The sequence below is a fragment of the Tritonibacter sp. SIMBA_163 genome (assembly GCF_046535935.1).
Classification (GTDB): Bacteria; Pseudomonadota; Alphaproteobacteria; order Rhodobacterales; family Rhodobacteraceae; genus Epibacterium; species Epibacterium scottomollicae.
On the sequence record NZ_JAWJBP010001180.1, the window covers coordinates 1 to 241 of the forward strand.

The following is a 241-nucleotide window of genomic DNA, read 5'->3' on the forward strand; positions in this document are numbered from 1 at the left end:
GTGCAGCACAGGGATCATCGCAGCGGAGAACGCATGCTCCGACTGGTGCGGCACGGTGGACGATTTGCAGGCATGATCGTCGCCGGCCAGGGCCAGGACGCCGCCATGGCGTGAGGTGCCGGCGAAATTGGCGTGCTTGAACACATCGCCCGACCGGTCGACGCCGGGGCCCTTGCCGTACCAGAAGCCGAAAACACCGTCATAGTGGGCGCCTGGCCATAGATTGACCTGCTGACTGCCC

At 65.1% G+C, this 241-nt stretch carries 1 protein-coding gene; it reads right to left on the reverse strand.

The window, feature by feature from the left end; genetic code table 11:
- Nucleotides 1-241: hypothetical protein (locus R0J92_RS26045; RefSeq protein WP_411053820.1), on the reverse strand; the 241-nt coding region annotated here is incomplete at both ends.